This window comes from Lactococcus sp. AK05, assembly GCF_041026685.1.
GTDB lineage: Bacteria > Bacillota > Bacilli > Lactobacillales > Streptococcaceae > Lactococcus > Lactococcus lactis.
In genome coordinates this window covers 562,360-581,560 of sequence record NZ_JBFTEI010000001.1, presented here as the reverse complement: position 1 = coordinate 581,560, position 19,201 = coordinate 562,360, and the positions used below count along the sequence as shown (strand labels likewise).

Below are 19,201 nucleotides of genomic sequence, written 5' to 3'. Positions count from 1 at the left end.
TCTATTAATTAGTTTGAACTTATTATAATATTCGGGTTCACCCCTCTGTTTTTTATGGTTGAACGCTTTAAGAAAGGTCACTTATGTCTCTAAAACAACTTAAAGATGTAACTTATTTCAAGCTCAATAACGAGATTAATATTCCCGTTAATGGTAGCATTCCTCTTGCTAAAGATAAAGAAGCAATTACTGCTTTTTTTAAAGAAAATGTCGAACCTAATCGTTATGAAGCCGATACATATATCGATAAACTCAATTGGCTCGTTAAAGAAGAATATCTAGAAGCTGAGTTTCTTGAAAAATATAAACCAGAATTCATTACCAATCTTCGTAAAGAATTGAGTAAATTTGAATTTCATTTTGATTCATTTATGGCTGCTTACAAATTTTATAATCAATATGCCATGAAAAACAATGACGGTTCTCTCTATCTTGAAGATTTTGAAGACCGTGTGTTAATGAATGCTTTATACATGGCTGACGGCGATGAAAAATTAGCTAATAATCTTGCTTTTGCAATGATTAATCGGCGTTATCAACCTGCGACTCCAACTTTTCTAAATGCTGGACGTAAGCGTCGTGGTGAATTTGTTTCTTGTTTCCTTCTACAATTAACTGATGATATGAATTCAATTGGACGAACAATTAACTCTGCCTTGCAACTTTCTAAAAATGGTGGTGGTGTTGGTCTAAACTTGACTAATTTACGTGCTGCTGGTGCACCTATCAAAGGTTATGATGGAGTGGCAGCTGGTGTCGTTCCTGTCATGAAACTTTTTGAAGACGCCTTTTCTTATGCCAATCAATTGGGGCAACGTCAAGGTGCTGGTGTTGTTTATTTATCACTATTCCATCCAGATATTATGGAATTCTTGTCCACTAAAAAAGAAAATGCGGATGAAAAAATTCGTGTTAAAACACTCTCTCTTGGGGTTACTGTTCCTGATAAATTCTATGAATTGGTTAAAAAGGGAGAAACAATGTATCTCTTTGAGCCATATTTTGTTGAAAAATATTATGGTAAACCTTTTGCCGAAGTCGATATTACAGCTGAATATGACAAAATGGTAGCCAATCCAGAAATTCGTAAAACACCGATTAATGCCCGTGAACTTGAACAAGAACTTTCAAAACTTCAACAAGAATCTGGTTATCCTTACATCGTAAATGTTGACACAGTCAATCAAGCTAATCCTGTTGATGGTGTCATTTCAATGTCTAACCTTTGTTCTGAAATTTTGCAAGTCCAAACGCCTTCTGTTTTGAACGATGACCAAACTTATAAGGTTGTTGGAACTGACGTCGCTTGTAACTTGGGTTCAACTAATGTTTTGAATATGATGACTTCTAGCAATGAATTTGGAACTTCTATTGAAGCAATGGTTCGCGCTTTAACTTTCATCTCCGAAACTTCAAACCTCGATACTGTTCCAACTGTTCGTAAAGGTAATGATGAAATGCATGCGATTGGGCTTGGAGCAATGGGCTTACATTCTTTCTTAGCACAAAATCAAATTCATTATGACAGCAAAGAAGCCGTTGAGTTTACTAGTGTTTATTTCATGTTGTTGAACTATTATACTTTAGTGGCTTCAAATAAATTAGCTGTTGAAAAAGGGTCTAGCTTCAAGAATTTTGAAAAATCTGCCTATGCTGATGGTTCTTATTTTGATAAATATTTAACACATGATTATTTTGCAGCTGTTTCTCCTAAAGTTCAAGAACTTTTTAAAGGAATTGCTGTTCCAACAATTGAGGATTGGACTGCTTTACGTGACACAGTAAAAACTTCTGGACTCTATAATTCATATCGTATGGCTGTGGCTCCAAATGGTTCTATTTCTTATATTAATGACTGTTCTTCTTCTATTCACCCAATTGTCAATCGGATCGAAGAACGTCAAGAAAAGAAAGTTGGGAAAATTTATTATCCAGCTGCTGGACTTGCCACTGAAACAATTCCTTATTACAAATCAGCTTATGATACAGATATGCGCGCAGTAATTGACGTTTATGCAGCTGCTACAGAACATGTTGACCAAGGTTTGTCACTCACTTTATTTATGCGTTCAACTTTACCTGAAGGTCTCTATGAATGGAAAGTGGCAAATAATAAAATGACAACTCGTGACTTGTCTATTTTGCGTAACTATGCTTACAAAAAAGGAATCAAAACAATTTACTACATTCGTACATTTACTGACGACCAAGAAGAAGTCGGTGCTAACCAATGTGAAAGTTGCGTTATTTAATACAACAGAAGCATTGGTGCTAAAGCATCTATTGCTTCTACGGAAGCCGCTAAGGCGGATTTCCTATTGCCTTACTTGTTTTCATTCATTGAAGTATCGTCAATGAATGAAAATGGGGTAAGCATTTGCGAAATGTTTTAAAACGATTATTGACATTAACTTTTGATAAATTATCGAAAGTTTTTGGTCTAATGAGTCCCTACTTTTACTGACAGCTTCGTTGGTAAGTGAAAATTTACTGACAGAATTTATGACTAAGCTAAAAATACTGACAATATTTTCTGTCAGTAAATAAATGAGAGAAAGGAATTGAGTTTGCCCTTTTAAAGCAGGCTCATATCTTAAAATATGTCTGAAACTGAAAATCTTACTGTCCCCACTTATTACAGCGCCATTGACTGGAATTCTATTGAGGATTCTATTGACAAATACACTTGGGAAAAATTAACCAGTCAATTTTGGTTGGATACTCGTGTTCCTGTATCTAACGATTTAGATGACTGGCGCAAACTTCCTCAATTGGAACGTGATACCTTTGCTAAGGCCTTTGCTGGTTTGACATTGCTTGATACTTTACAATCTGTTGATGGTGCTGAAGTGCTCAAACATGATGCAAGAACACCTCAAGAAATTGCCTGTTTCAACAATATCCAATTTATGGAATCTGTTCATGCTAAGTCTTATTCAACAATTTTTTCAACTCTAAACACGAAAAAAGAAATTGAAGAACTTTTTAATTGGGTAGATACTAACGTTTATATGCAAACAAAAGCCGAAATCATCAATAAAATTTATGAATCTGGTACTCCTTTGCAAAAGAAAGTGGCTTCTGTTTTCCTTGAAACTTGCCTCTTCTACTCTGGTTTCTATACCCCTTTGCGTTATCTTGGAAATAACAAAATGATTAACTCAGCGGAAATTATTAAATTAATTATTCGCGATGAGTCAGTTCATGGCACTTATATTGGTTACAAATTCCAACTTGGTTTTAATGAGTTATCTGAAGATGAGCAAGGTGAATTCCGTGATTGGATGTATGAATTGCTTTATCAACTTTATGAAAATGAAGAAAAATATTCTCATTTACTTTATGACAAAGTTGGTTGGACTGATGAAGTTTTAACTTTCTTGCGTTATAATGCCAATAAAGCTTTGATGAATCTTGGACAAGATCCACTTTTCCCTGATACCGCAGCAGACGTTAACCCAGTGGTTATGAATGGAATTTCAACTTCGTCATCAAACCACGACTTCTTCTCACAAGTTGGTAATTCATACCTTCTTGGTGAAGTGGAAGCCATGTCTGATGAAGATTATGATATCTAATTAAACAAATTTAAGAGTCTGTCAGTAAAAAAGTGAAAGCTTAATTACTGATAGACTTTTTTTAAACACTTTTTTGTAATTTATAGAAATGTATTGACATATAACTTAAAACTGATATACTTTATTTGATATATATCAGTATTATTTAAGATTAGCTTCAGTTCTTTTTTATGACTGAATTATTTCAAATCTTCCTTTTAAGGAGTTTCTATGAAAAATTCTCGTTTTAATCCCCAAATTACCTTAATGTCTGTTGCTTTTTTGAGTACAATAAGCGTTGGAACTTATTTTATTCATAAAAATTTACTTCCTATTGAACAGACCGTAAAAGCTGATACGGTCAATTCAACCACACCATCTTATACTATCAATGGTACTGTTGGACCTTTTACAATATTGAAAAGTGCTACAATAGTCGGCACTGGAACCAGTACAAGTGGATTTTATGCAAATGCCAAGGAGAACGATTCTTCAGCGCCAACAATTGTGACTGGTCCTGGTAGTGTTTCGGTTGCTGGAACTTATTCTGGTTCTTCAATGTCAATTTCTTCTGGTGCAAACAAAGGAACTTATGCAGCTAACTGGGGCTCAGCCTCTTCTTTAGTGACTACTGGAGGATACGTAGTAACTGGACTTAATGTCGGTTCCTCGTTTAATAAAACTTGGTCAAATATCGGAACTCTCAACGGTAAGAGCTTAAATGTAACAATGACCTTTACAGTAACTGCTTTGCAGAATCCTTCTGGAACTAATAATTATATTGCTGTTTCTAATAATTTAAATACTTTTGTCACTTCTAATAATATCAACGGTAAATTTCAAGCAAAATATACTTATGCTGATGGAACACCACTTTCACTTTCTGATATGAATCAGTTGGCATTTTTAGGCGGTTCTTTAACTCCGACAACAGAATACATGACGACATCTGATGCTTCAGATGTTTTGCTTTCATCAAATTCTTCTGTGCCTACTGCAGTTAAAGGAGCAACAAATGCAAATGCCAGTTCTTTGGGACTGGATTCTGGTTTGACAACTGTGTTTTACTCACCAAGCAACTCTTATACGGTGAGCGATACGGATTTTAACTCTTATGGTTATGCTTATGGTGCTTCTTTCTTAAATTTTTCAACTGCGACTCCAACAATTTATTTCGGAAATTGGACCGCTTCAACAGGTAAAATTTCGGTACAAGGGGCTAATCATCTTTTATTTGCAACGGAAACTTCTCCTATTTCTGTCAGTAAATTACTTACAGCTAGTGGAGCAAGTGATTACACTCTGGTCACTCCTATAGAAAATGCTGTTTTAAAAAATACAATCAGTCCATCTGTGCTTAATGACGATTCGACAGCGACAATTACTAAGGCAGTCTCAAGTGTCGTCACTGGACCTGATGGAAAAACTTATCCTGCAAGCAATGTAACGGTTGATACCTCTGGTAATGTTTCTATTGATAAATCTATTTTCACAAAAGCAGGAAATTATACTTTGACTGTCACCTATACTGATAGTACTGGTGCAATTGTCACTGCTTATGATAATATTTCAGTTGCAGTTGCGACAAATGGAATGACTGCTATTGCAACTCCTGTCACTGTGAAAAATACTAACGTTCCTAGTGGAACGCCAACAATCAATGTAACTGGGCCTGACGGAAATAAAGTAGATTCTTCTTCTGTGAAGCTTGCGACACAAGGTTCAGATGGTTTAGTGACTTTAGCGGGACAAAATACTCCAGGTATTTATACGATTACCTTGACCTATCCTTCTGGCTTAGTTATTGAAAATTATATTTCAGTCGCACAAGGCGATAATACAACCGTTGGTATTAACCAAACAGCAACGGTTCAAAATACTGTTGATAAAATTATTAGTCAAAACACAACTGATCATGGCAATACGATTACTAATCCTGTACTAGATTTATCTAGTGGCGTCGTGGGCACAATTACAGCTCCAGCTGGTATCACGGTTAATCCGAGTGATGTTACCATAAATTCAGATGGAACAGTCTCACTTAAAGGTCAAAATACAGCTGGTGTTTATACGATTCCTGTGACTTATACCGAAACTTATGCTGATGGAACCGGTCAAAAAGTTACAATGACGGTGACAGTTAATGATGTTGTGACGGTGGTTGAAAATCAAATTCCGGGCTTTGAAATATCAACAGTTGAAGGAAATTCAATCACAGGTTCTAATGATTTATCAACGGTTGATACTGGTCCACTAGGACTATGGGGCGCCTATAAATCAAGTATTAATATTATTTCGGCGACCGCTCACGATAGCGCCCAAACTCCAATAACGACTGGTTTAAATGGGAAGTTAATTACTAGCTCTGATTTCAAAGTGGGTCAAAATTTATTGGAAATTTTGTCTGGAGGCTATACAGGCGATATCACAGCAAGTGATAATTTACCTGCTGGAGATTATGTTATAAAAGCGACTTATATTGGTCAAGACGGAATTCAATCTTCGGTCAATGATATTTTTCATGTTTATGCTAAACCTATGATTTCAAGTACTGATAAAACAGTTATGGTAGGGGATAATTTTACTGACGGTGATACTTTTACTGGTGGAACAGATAGTATGGGGAATCCAATAAATTATTATTCTGCTATCAAAGATGGAAGTTTAGTAGTTACTGACAACGTTGATTTAACAAGTTCTGGGGATTACACAATCACTTATACTTACACCGACCCAACAACTAAAGCTGTGACTACAACTACTTCAACCCTTCATGTACTTGATGTTCCAACCATTACAGCACCTACGATTTCTGATACAAGTGTTGGTTTGACGGTTTCTACTGCTGGTGCAAAAATTACTGATAAAAATAATCTCGGAAATGGTCAAGTTACTTCTCTGACAGTTACTGCACCTGATGGCAGCACAATTTCCACTGATACTGATGGAAATTTCGATCCTAAAATAGCTGGAAATTATAAAGTAATTTATTCTTATGATTACACTAATCCTGATGGAACAAAACAAACGATAAAGGCAATAACAACGGTGTCAGTTGACGATGAAACATTCATTAGCTCAACTCCTTCAAATACGATTCCAACAGGTCTTTATAATCCAACTCGTGATTATGTGTCATCAAAGAATGCTTCCGGAACGGATGGAAATTTTACAAATACAAATAATGCAAAAGTCGTCGTTGTCATTACTGACAGCACTGGAAATGTTATGACACCAAATGCTGACGGAACTTATTTGCTCAATGATGGTTCTTACACAGAAACTTATAGTGTGACTGATAGCAAAGGAAATGTTCACAGTTCAACAACTTTACTGACAAGCCAAGATTTAACTGCGATTTCGTCAAAAACCAGTGATACTTTGGCAACACCTGCTCCAGGTTTGACACAGGTAACTTATAATCCAATAGATGATTATATAAACTCAGTCAATGCAGATGGTTCAGATGGAAATTTTGATAATACAAACAAGGCAAAGGTAACTGTTGTCATTACTGACGGCGGTGATGAAAATGGTCTTGGTGCGGGCAATATCATCAAGTCTAATTCTGATGGAACTTATGTTTTAACTGCTAATCATCGTTATACTGAAGTTTATAGTGTGACAAATTCCAATGAGCAAACTGTTAGCTCAACCACTCAAATTGCAGTTCCAAATGCCGTTGCTGATTCAAGTATTTTGACTTCAAAATCTATGGATACTCTACCTGCAGGTTCTTATAAGCCCCAAACTGATTTGACTACTGTAACCAATGCAGATGGTTCAAACGGACTTTCTTCATTGACATTAAACAACAGTTCGATTCATGCAATTATTAAAGACCCATCTGGAAAAACTGTTTTTGATGGTGATCTAAGTACTGACAGCTCTGTCAATTTACCGACAGGTTCTTATAATGTAACTTTTACTGGTAAAGATGCTTCCGGAAATACAATTGTTACAACTACCACAATTTCAGTAACTGACAACACTGCGATTTCTTCAAAAAATACTGACAAAGTTTCTGTAGGAACTTATAATCCAACAAATGATTATATAGCTTCAACAAATACTGATGCTTCAAAAGCTTCATTGTCCAATACTAACGGGAATCCTGTTCAAATCACTATCACTGATAGCAGCAAAAATCCAATCACACCATCAGCTGACGGAACTTATAATTTAACTGGCGGAGATTATACAGTTACTTACACTGTTAAAAATTCTGACGGAAATTCTGTCAACGCAACCACTCAATTGACCGTGACTGATAACACTAATCTGACTTCCAAAGATGGAAATACAACAGTTGGCAAATCATTCATACCAAGTGACAATCTGACTGGAATGACAAATGCTGACGGAACGGATGGAACGTCAGATTTAATAAATGGAAAAATCGTCACAGTAGAAATTACTGACAAAAATAATCAAGTAATTTATAGTGGTCCTACCAATCAGCCTGTTCCCGACGGAACTTTAAGTGGTGGAGATTACACAATTACTTATAATGTGACGGATTCAAATGGGAAAATAGTCAGCTCAACAAGTAAATTGACCGTAAGTGATAAAACGGCTATTTCTTCAAAGACTACTGACAACTTAGCTTTGGGTTCTGATTACAAACCAAGTACTGATTTTATTGGTTCAATAAATGCTGACGGAACGGATGGCTCTATAGAGAATACCAACAATGCAACAGTTCAAGTCAAGATTACTGACAAAAATGGTCTAATCATTTGGTCTGGAAATGCTGATGATACTGTTTCGACAACTAAATTACCTCAAGGTCAGTACAATGTGACTTATAGTGTTTTAGATAGTAATAAAGTCGCCCATTCAACCACTACTAAGCTCAATATCACAGCGAGTGCGACCATTTCTTCTAAAGATTCTACAATTAATGTTGGTGCAACTTGGAACGGAAATGATAATTTCTCAGCTGGATTTGATAGTCTTGGAAATCCAATTGCATTTTCTGATGTGACTGTTTCTGGAAATGTAAATACAAAAAAAGCTGGAGCATACACTGTCACTTATACTTTTACTGACCAAAATACTGGTCAAAAGGTGACGACAAGTGCGACTGTAAATGTCATTGACAATACAGCAATTTCTTCTAAAACCTCTGATTCTATCTTAGTTGGAAATGATTTCAGTCCAAAGACTGATTATATTTCTTCAACAAATGCTGATAAAACTTCTGGTTCTCTAACCAGTACAAACTCTGCTAAAATCAGTTTAAAAATTACTGATAGCAATGGCAAAACGGTTTGGATTGGAACTGCTGACGAAAATGTGCCAGCAAGTAAATTAACAACTGGAAATTATAATGTAACTTATCAAGTGACGGATACAAATGGCAAAATCATTTCGTCTACCACAGCACTCAAAGTCATTAACATTGACCAAACAGACCTTGTCAGCAAAACCGCAGATAGTAGCCCAGCAGGGACTTATAATCCTAGCACAAGTTATATTTCATCAAGCAATGCTGATGGCTCTAGCGCTAGTTTAGCAAATACAAATGGAAATTCCGTTCAAGTGACAATCGCTGATAAAATAGGTAAAACAATTTATCAGGGCCCCGCTGACCATCAACTTTCTTTAGTTGGGGGAACTTATAGTCTCCTTTATTCTGTCGAAAATGCAGACGGAAACAAGATACTCAGCACGACACAATTAACAGTGACAGATCAGACGGCAATTTCTTCAAAATCTACTGACATGATTTCTGCAGGAAATTACAATCCTAACACAGATTACATAAGTTCAAAAAATGCTGATGGTACGGACGGAACACTCAGCTCGACCAATGACAAGGCTGTCCTGATAACACTTACTGACAAAAAGGGACAAATCATTACTGCAAATGCTGATGGAACTTATTCTTTGAAATCTGGTGCTTATACAGAAATATACACAGTTACTGACAGCAACGGACATTCAGTAAGTTCAAGCACACTTTTGAACAGTCAAGATTTGACCAGTATCAATTCAAAAGCAAATGTTACAACAGATGCACCAAAAGCAGGGCAATTAACTGTTCCATTTGATCCAGCAAGTGCTTTTGATTCAGCAACGAATACTGATGGTTCAGCAGGAAATCTAACCAATACTAACGGCGCAAAAATAACTGTCACAGTACTAGGAAAAAATGGACAAGTCATTCCACAAAATCCTGATTATACTTATTCACTCACACCAAATGAAAATTATACGGTCACTTACACAGCTAAAAACGCAAGTGGTACAAATGTCAGTACAACAACTGAAGTCAATGTTCCAAATGCCATCATTGATAAAACAAATCTCAAATCAAAAACTATTGTCAGCACAAACGTTAGCACTTACAATCCTGTCAGTGATTTGACCAATGTAAAAAATGCTGATGGAACTGATGGTTCAAGGTCATTACTTTTGAATAACAACCCAATCCATGTCACAATTACTGACGAAAATGGCAAAATACTTTTAGATAATCAGCTCACAACTGACAGTTCCGTCAGACTTACTGGTGGAACTTATACAGTCACCTACACAGGTAAAGATTTGCTTGGAAATATCGTGACAACCACAACAATAGTCAATGTATCTGATCAAACATCATTGGTTTCTAATTCAGTTAATAATAATCTCAAAGCAAACCAAATTTACCAACCAGCAACAGAGATTATTAAGGACAAAAATGCTGACGGAACGGATGGTTCTACTGACAAGACAAATAACCAACCAGTCAAAATTATAATTACTGACGAAAATGGCAAAATAATCGTAGCAAACGCTGACGGTACTTACAAACTTCCTGCTGGTTCATACCTCGTCACTTACCAAACAACTGACAGTAATGGTCAAAATATAATTACCACAACAAAAGTGAACATTGCCGATTTTACGAGTATCGTTACCAAAGGAACTGAACAAATTACTGGCGGAGAAGATTTTAACCCACTTATCAATTTGACCTCTATCACAAATGCTGACGGAACGACTGCATCCGCCACTAATACAAATGGAAAATCTGTTAAAGTTACAATCACTGATAAAAATGGCAAAGTTATCTATGCAGGCGATATTGATGCCAAAATTCCTGCTAAAAAACTACCAGTTGGAGAATATACTGTCACTTATCTTGTTAATAATTCAAATGGAAATATAGTCGAAAATACCACAACTTTAACAGTCCAAGAAAAATCTATCCAAACACCTCCAAATACAACCGACAAAACTTCGCTGACAAGCAAAAAACAAGATGAAATCGCTGACGGAGCAACATATAAACCGAGTGATGACCTTCTCAGCGCTACAGACCAAGTGGGAAACAAACTTTCTAGTTCTGATATTTCAGTCGAAATCACTAACAGTCTAGGTAGGATTATTTGGCTAGATATGACGAATAAAGTTATTCCTAGCAATATTCTTTCACCTGGAGATTATCAAGTGACATATAAATACCATGATAAAACTTCAATTACTTTATTAAAGGTATTGAAAAAAGCCCCAGTATCTATTCAACAATCAATTGATAATAATCCAGAAAATCCAACCAATCCAAAAACACATATTGAAAAGACCGAAAAGAAAAATAATACAAACTTACCTCAAACTGGTGAGCAAGCAAACTCAGTAATTTCTCTTATTGGTATTTTAATAACAATTGAAGCATTATTACTTAGAATTTTCAAAAAGCAACAAAATAATGAATGAAATATAAAAAAACGAGAGATATAATATCTCCCGTTTTTAATTATGTTATTACATAAAACTATGACCTTTGATTAAATTTTAAGGAAACGACGCATTGATAAGAGGGCTCCAAATGAACCAATCAAAATACCAATCACGGCCATCAATCCAACAATTGCAGGAATGAATTGATTTGTCGCATACATTTCAAGTTTTTGTGATTGAAGACTTGGTGTCAAGCTAACAAAAGCAAGACGATAAGCCCAAGCAACGATTAGACTTGGAATAATTGAACCTAAAAGTCCAACCCAAGCCCCTTCCAAGAAGAACGGCCAACGAATGTAACCATTTTTAGCTCCAACCAAACGCATAATCTGAATTTCACGTTGTCTTGATAAGATGGTAATTCGGATGGTGTTAGAAATCAAGAAGATAGCAACGAAAATCAATAAAGCAGCGGCAGCAGTTCCCCAAGTTCGAATTCCTTGAGCAATTTGGAACAGTTTTGCAGTATTGGCGCCACCATAAGTAGCTTTTTCAATTCCTGAAAGTTTTGAAATTTTTGAAGTGACTGATTTTACATTTGCTGGTTTATCAGCTTCAACAATATAAGCGTCATAAAGCGGATTGGCATCACCCTTAAAGAGATTCCAGTTATTACCTAACGCTTTTGTCAATTCTTGTAATTGAGCTTCTTTACTTGAAAAAGTAACAGTTTTTACATTAGGAATTTTTTTAATTGAATCGTAAATCTTCAGGTGATCAGGATTATTGATTGTTTTTTTATTATCTTTTGGATCTTGAATTTTTGTCTCTTGATCATGCACATCTAATTTCATGTAGGCAACAATCCGAACATTGTTTTCAATCCCATTAGATATTTTTGAAGTATTCAAGATAACTGATAGGAAAAGTCCAACTAACACTAAAGTAATTGTTACTGATGAAACAGCCGCAACTGTCATCCAACCATTACGTTTTAAGTTTTTGAGCGATTCCAAAAGGTGTTTGAAGAAATTTCTAATCATCGTAGCCGTAAACTCCTTCCTCTTGGTCGCGGACAATTCGTCCGTTTTCAATTGCGATAACACGGTGTTTTAAAGTGTTAACGATTTGGCTATTATGGGTTGCCATCAAAATGGTTGTCCCTTGAAGATTAATTTTTTCAAGCAGATTCATGATTTCCCAAGAGTTTTCAGGGTCTAAGTTCCCTGTAGGTTCATCAGCAATCAATACTTTTGGTGCATTGGCAATTGAACGAGCAATCGCTACACGCTGTTGCTCCCCACCTGAGAGTTCATTCGGAAATGAACGAATTTTGTGTTTCAGACCAACAAGGTCAAGCACTTCATTCACTCGTTTTTTAATTTCACGAGGACTTTTACCAATAACTTCCATGGCGTAAGAGATATTTTCAAAAACAGTTTTCTTTGGCAAAAGTTTATAGTCTTGGAAAACAACTCCAACAGAGCGACGAAGCATTGGCACATCCCGACGTTTTAATTTAGATAAATCATATTGCGCAACTGTTCCAGAACCACGGTCAATCTTTAATTCACGATAAAGTAGTTTGATAAAGGTCGATTTCCCGGCTCCTGATGGACCAACGATATAGGCAAATTCTCCCGGCTCAATTTCAAGCGAGATATTACGCAAAGCCGTTGTTCCATTAGAATATTTTTTGGAAACGTTGCTTAATTTTATAATACTCATAGTACCTTTCCTATGCTAGATTTTTCTTCCAAGTCCTAACAAACGTTAGGCCTCGTCCGTAAAATCCATTTTTTTAATCACTATGGATGTTTTTAAATTCTGCTCTCAAAAAACAAGAAAACGGGCACACACGTACCTTTTCTTTTTTTTTAAAATAACAGAACTTTTAGCCCTACTGACAGCTTCATAGAATGAATCCATCAATTGAACTCTTATAATTATATCAAAATAAAAGTGCTTTAGGTGGCACTTTTATTTTATAACCTTTTCATTAATAACTTTAATGTTTCGTAAACATTTCAAACGTACGAAGCTTTAATTTATAATCTACAAGTTCCAACGGAGATAGGCATTTATAAACCCATCCAATTCTCCGTCCATCACATTTGAAATTTGTCCAGTTTCATAGCCAGTACGCGTATCTTTAACTAATTGATAAGGCATGAATACGTATGAACGAATTTGACTTCCCCAAGAAATTTCTGATTGGTCGCCACGAAGTTCATCAACTTCAGCTTGCTTTTTATCCATTTCTAATTGATAGAGTTTCGATTTCAGCATAGCCATCGCTTTATCCCGGTTACCATATTGCGTTCTATCCATTGTAGATTGCACAACAATTCCCGTTGGGATGTGAGTCAAACGCACACCAGTAGAGACTTTATTGACATTTTGTCCACCAGCTCCGCCTGAACGGAAAGTATCCATTTTAACATCGGCATCACGAACATCTACTTCAATAGAATCGTCCAACTCAGGCATCACATCAACTGAGGTAAATGAAGTATGACGACGATTGGCTGAATCAAAAGGTGAAATACGTACTAAACGATGTACTCCTTTTTCTCCTCGCAAAAAGCCATAAGCATTTCGTCCAACAAATCGAAGGGCAACTGATTTCAATCCGGCAACATCTCCGTCTTGATAGTCAAGAACTTCAACCTTAAACCCATGTGCTTCTCCCCAACGAGTGTACATCCGCATCAACATTGAGCCCCAGTCCTGCGACTCTGTTCCCCCAGAACCTGGGTGAATTTCAAGAACAGCATTCATATGGTCATAAGGTTGATTGAGCATAATTTCAAGCTCATAAGATTCAATTTTTTGACCGAGCGCGATTGTCATTTCCTCTAACTCAGCTTGCATCTCTTCGTCAGCTTCTTCTTGAAGCATCTCAAGCATCGTTTGCGCTTCCTCAAGCATATTATTCATCGCTTGATAATTGTCATACTTGGCTTTCAAAGCATTTGATTCATCAATCACTTTTTGAGCCGCTGCTTGATCATTCCAAAATTCAGGTTGTGCCATATCGTTTTCTAAAAGAGCTATTTCTTCTTCCAAACGCTCAAGATCTAATGATTCTCGAAAGCCATTAATCTTCTCAGCATATCCTTCAAGTAAATTTCTAATTTCTGATAATTCCATAGTAGCATTATACCATATTCACCACTTATAAGCCTAAAGTAAGCTATTCAATAGATAAGGATTCATCAAAAATTTATTTATTAGATAGAACTTCTATCACATGCTATAATTTTATTATGACTAAAAAAAGACGCTTGGCTGTGATTTCTGATTTTCATATGGATTCTAACCATTTTTCTCAAGAAGAAATTGATATTTTTCTGTCTCTTTTAAAGGATTTAAAGATTACAGATTTACATTTTGCTGGTGATATTTCAAATGATTTTCACGGAATTTCCGAACTATTTTTCAAGCAAATAGAATTACTGACAGAGCTGTCAGTCACTTACAATCTTGGAAATCACGATATGGTTGGTCTTTCTGAAGAAGAAATTTCTGTCAGTAATTTTCAAGTAAAAACTTTTGTTTCTACTGCTTTTGTCAGTTTCCACGGTTGGTATGATTATTCTTTCATGACTGGAAAAATTGATATAAAAAAAATCATAGCTTTTAAAAATTCATTTTATTTTGATAGAAAAATTCATCGTCAATTTGATGATATCAAGATAACAAATCTTGAATTACAGAAATTAGAAAAGTTACTGACAGAACTATCAGCAAATCCTAAGATTGATAGAATTATTGTCAGTACTCATTTCGTTCCTCATCAGCAATTTATCATTAATACTCGTTATGAAAAATTTGCCCGATTTAATGCCTACTTAGGTTCGCAACATTTTCATGAAACCTTTAAGAAATTTCCCAAAATCAGTGATGTTGTTTTTGGTCATCTTCATCAAAGACGACTGCCATTAACTTTTGATAAAGTCCTCTATCACGCTCATCCACTAGGCTATCCTTATGAATGGCAGATGATTAATCACTTTTTAGAAGAATATCCGCAATATCAAATTGCCGAAAACTGGCATTTGCGCAAAAGATACAATGCGATTCGCAAAAGTTCTGATTGGTTAAAATTTCGTAAAGCCCATTTGCGGGAAGAATTTCAGTCTGCCTTGACAATTTTTGACTTGGATGACTAATATTTCTTGATAGTATAAAAACACAGTTCTACTACATAAAAATAAAAAAATCCGAACAATTATTAGTAATTTATTGCTTAAACTAAACATTTTTACTGTAAATTTCATTTAAAAAATGGTATATTAATAGATGAGAACTTTGAATTGAGAAAGAGAGAATAGCCTTGAAAATTCCGAAAGAAGGCGACTTCATCACGATTCAAAGCTATAAACATGATGGGAATCTTCATCGCACTTGGCGTGATACGATGGTTCTAAAAACAAATGAAAATTCAATTATTGGAGTAAACGATCACACATTAGTGACAGAATCTGACGACCGTCGTTGGGTGACACGCGAACCTGCTATTGTTTACTTCCACAAAAAGTTTTGGTTTAACATCATTGCTATGATTCGTGAGGAAGGCGTTAGCTACTACTGCAATCTAGCGAGCCCCTTCGTCCTCGATAACGAAGCGCTGAAATATATTGATTACGACCTTGACGTGAAGGTCTTCAAAGATGGAGAAAAAAAATTACTCGATGTTGAAGAATATGAACGCCACCGCCGCAAAATGCACTATCCAAAAGAAATTGATCATATTCTAAAAGAAAATGTCAAAATTCTTGTTGACTGGATTAACAATGAAAAAGGACCTTTTTCTAAAGAGTACGTCGAGATTTGGTACAATCGTTATCATCAGTTAAAAAAATAGTTACTGACTTTCTGTCAGTAACTTTTTTTATTTATTCTTGATTTTTAAGTTCTTCTTGTTCTCTAGCCTGTCTACGATACCCTAAACTGTAAAAACCAGCAACAAAAATTGATCCACCTAAGAGATTTCCAAGATAAACAAACAAGAAATTATGAGCAAAATCTAGCCAGCTCGCTCCATTTTCAAAAATTGCTGCAGGAATAACAAATGCATTTGCAATACTATGTTGAAAACCAATCGCAACAAAAGCCATCACTGGAAACCAAACGGCCAATATTTTCCCTGCCGCATCCTTAGCTCCATAACACATCCACATAGCTAAACCAACAAACCAATTACAACCAATCCCTGATAGAAATTCTTGTGACCAACTCGCATTAATCTTTGCTTGAGCCAAACTCAAAAGTTCCGTCTTATAATCTCCTGTACCAGTCAATCCTACGAGATGTCCAAAGACGAAAGCGACAAAAATTGCTCCAATCACATTAAACAAAGTAATAATCAACCAATTTTTAAGCAAATCACTCAAACTTACCTTTTTAGCAAATAATGAAGTTGATACAGCTGTCATATTTGAAGTGATTAACTCACCACCTCCCAATAAGATAACAATTAAGCCAATTGGAAAGACACTTGCTCCGATTAAGCTCGCAAGACTTCCAAATTCCTCAGTAACGGAAGCTACTACTCTAATATAAAGTAAATAACCAAAGGAAATCATTGCTCCGCCAATAAAACCAAGCACAGCTTTTTCTAAAAATGGACGTTTAATTTTTTCCTGACCGTGGTGAATGGTCGCAGATAAAATTTCTGCCGGATTCATCATGATAATTTTTCTCCTGAAAGCGTATTTATAAAATAACTCATTCATTCTATCATAAATTTCTTATTAATGCTAAGAAATACTGTAAAATCAGGCTTATACGACATTTTGTTGTTCATTTTACAATTTAAAAGTCAAGCTATTCGCTATTTACTTCCTAATATGTCATTCATAAAATCTGCAACTGAACGGCTAGTATTTTCTAATGCTTCAGTTGAATTATTATATAGAGCGTATAATTCATCCTTATTCAGTTTATTATCTTTCTTATTTAAATCTTCTTCTACCACCTCATCAATCGCCTTTTCTTTATCAGGTGACGATATAATTATATGGGTATTCTTCGCAAAATTATCTAAACTTTTCTCATTTACTTCATTGTTTTTAGGATTCAATATTTTAGGTGTGACTGCTTTAGTGGCCAAGACCCCCAGCTCACTCCCCGGTTTTTTTAGATAATTAAAAGCGCCAAATGTCAATATACTTGCAAGAGCAGCAAAAATAATAATTTTTTTCATAATTCTCCCCTAAATCTTAATTTATATATATTTATTTTACTGTACTTAGTAAGTACTATTCTTACACTTTTGAAAGTAATCTATAAAATATCAATTTTCATAAAAAAAACTATCAATTATGATAGCTTTTATATTTATTTTACCCCGTGATTAAATCGCGTCTTCTATAAGCTCCAAAGCCAAGTAAAATTAATAAAACAGATAAAATCAATATGAATAAAACGGTAGGAAGATTCATTTTCTCAACTGGCAATTTAGGAATATAGTTATAAATACTTAAATTTTCAAGCCATTTTGGCAAAGATAATAATTTTCCAAGATAAGTCATAAAAAGTAAGAAAGCAAGATATACCCAAATTAATTCTGCCAAACGAGGCACAAGCCCAAGTAACAGACTAAGTATTGCTAAAACAAATATGACAGCAACAAGCCAAATCATACCAGATTTCATAATTTCTAAGAAGCTCAAAGCATTTTTATTGCCCAACTGTTCAATAAATATTCCAAAAAGCGCTAAAAACTGAGCTAAAATTACTGACAGAATAGCTGTCAGTAAATAAGTGGAATACACTTTTAGTCGTGAAAGTGGTAAAGCATAAAGAGCTTCCAGACGATTTTTTCTTTCCTCGCTTACCATTTTTGTCAGTAAAATTACACCAAACGCTGCGATTAAGATTGACAATATCGAAAACAGAGTGACCATGAAGTTTCCTCTAATCGCACTCGCTGCCGTTTCATTCCCAACAAAAAGCTCCTTAACGGTTTTATTACTTGAAATAAATTGGTCCATTTGTCCAAACATTGAACCATAAACTAAGCCCAGAACAAAACTTGCCAAAAGCCAACCGATAATCATCTTTTTTTCAAGATTCAAAACGAGACCAGGAAATCCGAAATGTCTCTTTTTCCCATGAAGTCGCGCCTTTCTTTCGGGAAAATACCCCACTCCCACATCTCTTTTAAGCTCTAGGATATAGGATATTCCTAAAAGTAGAAAAGCTAAGAGAAAAGTCAAAAAGACAGCTAACCAATTTTCATGACCTTTAACATAAGGAAAAGCTAGATAAGACCAAGACAGAGGATTGAACCAACCTATGGAAAGATTTGTTACATCTGTTAGCATTCGAACAATATAGAACAAACCCAGTAAACCGAATGTCATCCCTTTAGTTGTACTTGCTTCAGAGAAAATTTGACCGAAAAGTAAAGCAAACATTCCCCAAAGGAAACCCTGAGCACTTGTTGTGAAAGCAAATAGAAAATTGCTGTCTAAATGATTCAAGCCAGCCACGTTTTGGGTCTCTATTGAAAGAGCTAATAAGACAGCCATTATTAAATGTAAGAGCAAAAGTTCCATGACTAAAGCAGTCGTATTTGCCAATTTTCCAATAGAGTAAGACCGAAAAAGTTCTGTAATCCCATCATCTTCTTCTTTTCTGCTTCGATTAACAACATAAATAATCGAAATGATAGCGAAAGTCAGCCCCGTAATTAAAGTCATGGTTTGACCAAAAATCGGCCCCAGACTATAATTAGCTGGATTATTTATTGGAGTTGGTCCAAATAATCCGACCATTGCTGGATTTTTGACAAACATTGTATAAAGAGTACTAGCCGTCGCCGGATTCGAGGCAACTTCCATTTTCCCTGCCCCTGAAGCAGCAAAAGCAAGCATGCCTAAAATCCAGAAAACCAACTTAAACCAATCCCTTTTTATCAAAGTCTTAAATAAAACTCCTGTATTATAAAGTGGTTGTTTCAT

At 35.4% G+C, this 19,201-nt stretch carries 11 protein-coding genes; 5 read left to right on the top strand and 6 right to left on the bottom strand.

The window, feature by feature from the left end:
• The first annotated feature begins 83 nt into the window (after positions 1-83).
• The 3 genes from nrdE (at position 84) to AB6B24_RS02770 (ending at position 11,264) form a co-directional block, all read left to right on the top strand.
• Entirely contained in the window at positions 84-2,252 is a 2,169-nt protein-coding gene (gene nrdE / locus AB6B24_RS02780) for a class 1b ribonucleoside-diphosphate reductase subunit alpha (RefSeq protein WP_025016627.1), read from the top strand.
• A gap of 348 nt (positions 2,253-2,600) precedes the next feature.
• A complete protein-coding gene (gene nrdF / locus AB6B24_RS02775) occupies positions 2,601-3,578 on the top strand; it encodes a class 1b ribonucleoside-diphosphate reductase subunit beta (protein ID WP_012897610.1) in 978 nt (325 codons plus the stop codon).
• 210 nt (positions 3,579-3,788) lie between these two features.
• Positions 3,789-11,264 (top strand): immunoglobulin-like domain-containing protein, encoded by a 7,476-nt coding sequence (locus tag AB6B24_RS02770; RefSeq protein ID WP_311805060.1) that lies wholly within the window; start codon positions 3,789-3,791, stop codon positions 11,262-11,264.
• A 71-nt stretch (positions 11,265-11,335) separates the two neighbouring features.
• Here the strand turns inward: AB6B24_RS02770 and ftsX are convergent, their stop codons facing one another.
• The 3 genes from ftsX to prfB form a co-directional block, all read right to left on the bottom strand.
• Positions 11,336-12,271, bottom strand: a complete 936-nt coding sequence (gene ftsX / locus AB6B24_RS02765) for a permease-like cell division protein FtsX (protein WP_153241380.1) — start codon at positions 12,269-12,271, stop codon at positions 11,336-11,338.
• Positions 12,264-12,956, bottom strand: a complete 693-nt coding sequence (ftsE, locus tag AB6B24_RS02760) for a cell division ATP-binding protein FtsE (RefSeq protein WP_015426249.1) — start codon at positions 12,954-12,956, stop codon at positions 12,264-12,266. The genes ftsX and ftsE overlap by 8 nt, the downstream gene beginning before the upstream one ends.
• A gap of 327 nt (positions 12,957-13,283) precedes the next feature.
• Entirely contained in the window at positions 13,284-14,381 is a 1,098-nt protein-coding gene (gene prfB, locus AB6B24_RS02755; RefSeq protein WP_311802542.1) for a peptide chain release factor 2, read from the bottom strand.
• Between the two features lie 116 nt (positions 14,382-14,497).
• Between prfB and AB6B24_RS02750 the strand changes: the two genes are divergently transcribed.
• Positions 14,498-15,403, top strand: a complete 906-nt coding sequence (locus AB6B24_RS02750) for a metallophosphoesterase (RefSeq protein WP_311802541.1) — start codon at positions 14,498-14,500, stop codon at positions 15,401-15,403.
• Between the two features lie 164 nt (positions 15,404-15,567).
• Entirely contained in the window at positions 15,568-16,098 is a 531-nt protein-coding gene (locus tag AB6B24_RS02745) for a DUF402 domain-containing protein (RefSeq protein ID WP_003130958.1), read from the top strand.
• Positions 16,099-16,129: 31 nt separating this feature from the next.
• On the opposite strand, the gene AB6B24_RS02740 is transcribed toward AB6B24_RS02745, so the two are convergent.
• The 3 genes from AB6B24_RS02740 to AB6B24_RS02730 form a co-directional block, all read right to left on the bottom strand.
• On the bottom strand, positions 16,130-16,924 hold the full coding sequence (locus AB6B24_RS02740) for a formate/nitrite transporter family protein (RefSeq protein WP_369164128.1): 795 nt from the start codon (positions 16,922-16,924) through the stop codon (positions 16,130-16,132).
• 143 nt (positions 16,925-17,067) lie between these two features.
• Positions 17,068-17,439, bottom strand: a complete 372-nt coding sequence (locus AB6B24_RS02735; RefSeq protein ID WP_369164126.1) for a hypothetical protein — start codon at positions 17,437-17,439, stop codon at positions 17,068-17,070.
• 139 nt (positions 17,440-17,578) lie between these two features.
• Positions 17,579-19,201, bottom strand: coding sequence for an ABC transporter permease (locus tag AB6B24_RS02730; RefSeq protein WP_311805058.1), 1,623 nt, complete (start codon positions 19,199-19,201; stop codon positions 17,579-17,581).